The 1,440-nt window shown below is 72.3% G+C and carries 2 protein-coding genes; both read right to left on the minus strand.

Going from position 1 to position 1,440, the window contains the following annotated elements:
* Positions 1–403 (minus strand): maleylpyruvate isomerase N-terminal domain-containing protein (locus AB0G02_RS40100; RefSeq protein WP_360805742.1); only part of this gene is annotated, 403 nt, incomplete at its 3' end.
* Between the two features lie 57 nt (positions 404–460).
* Positions 461–1,440: hypothetical protein (locus AB0G02_RS40105; RefSeq protein ID WP_360805745.1), on the minus strand; the 980-nt coding region annotated here is incomplete at its 5' end.

Genomic DNA, 1,440 nt, shown 5'->3' on the forward strand with positions numbered 1-1,440 from the left:
CTTCGGGGTCGTCGGCGGTCAGCACCTGGCCGCGCGTGCCGACGCGGGCGGTCGGGTCCGCGAGCAGGGCGGCGCGACCGGCGGCGGAGCCGACGTCGTCGAGGTGGAACTTCAGCAGCCCCGGGTCCTGGTACGCGGCGGCCAGCCGGACCGTCAGCGCGTCCAGCGGGTCGTCACCGGTCGGCGGCTCGACCAGGTTCCAGTACGTGTCCGCGTCCGCTGTCGGTTCGGCGTCGGCGGGTGTCGCCAGGGTGATCAGGACGTCCTGGGCGTCGATGACCAGGTGGCACACCAGGTCCCGCACGAGCCACCCCGCGCAGCCGGACCACCGCTCGAAGTCCTGGTCCGGGACGTCCGCGACGGCCGCCCGCAACGCCGTCCAAGAGCGCGTGAAGTGGTCCACCGCCGCACGGTATTGCCGGACCGGGACGGTGGACAACTCGTGCGCGGCCGGGCCCGCTCACCCGACGGGTTTGATCGCCTTCACCTCGAACGTGCCGTTGGGCCCTACCTCGATGACGGGCAGGCGGCGGCCGACCGCGTTGCCGGTGGTGGCGTCGATGGTGAACGAACCGCCCGCGCCGCGGATCTGGTTGCGCTCGCGGTCGGAGCGCTCCAGCTCCGCGCGCACGGCCTGGCGGGTCGGCAGCTCACCCTCCTGCAACCCGTTGCCCGACCGGCTCACGGCCTCGGAGGCGGCCAGCATGGCGTCGTGCATCATCACGCCCCACCCGTCGGCCAGGTCCCCGGTGGCGAACCCGAGCCGCTGGAACTCGGTGGTCAGCGTGGTGAACTCGGTGATCCCCATGGCGACGGCCGCGTCCGGGTCGACGTGCGGGGTGTAGAGGATGGCCAGGTTCGGCTGGTCGGCGCGGGGCCGCAGGTCGGGCCTGGTGCGCAGCATGGAGGCGTCGGAGCCGGTGACGAGGGTGATGTTCCGGTCCCGCGCGCAGCCCCGCTCCCGCAGGTTGGTGATCAGGTCGTCCAGCAGCACGGCCCGCCCCGCGTACAGGACGGTGTCCGGGGCCCCGTCGCCGCACAGGTCGCGCATGATCTCCCGGAACTGGGTGTCCAGCGACGCCTCGGTGTCGAACCGGCTCTCCACGGTGATCGACAGCGCGCCGCCCGACGCGGCGGCCTTGAACTCCTTGTACAGCGTCGAGGTGTACAGGTCGTCCTCGTTGACGTCGTAGACGAGCATCGCCCGGGTGACGCCCTGCTCGGCCAGGTAGGCCGACAGCACGCCGATCTGGTTGCCGGTGGTGGAGCTGACGCGGGTGAAGCCCTTGGTGTAGCGGGCGGGCTCGCCGCCCTGCGCCGGTTGCTCGACGTTGAAGTTCGTGGCGGTGACCACGGAGGCGACCATCGGGATGTCGGCCTCCGCCAGCGCACGCGCGGTGTGCTGGGTGTTGGTGGTGCTCTGGCCGACGCCGATCACGC

The sequence above is a fragment of the Actinosynnema sp. NPDC023658 genome (assembly GCF_040639995.1).
Taxonomy (GTDB): Bacteria; Actinomycetota; Actinomycetes; order Mycobacteriales; family Pseudonocardiaceae; genus Actinosynnema.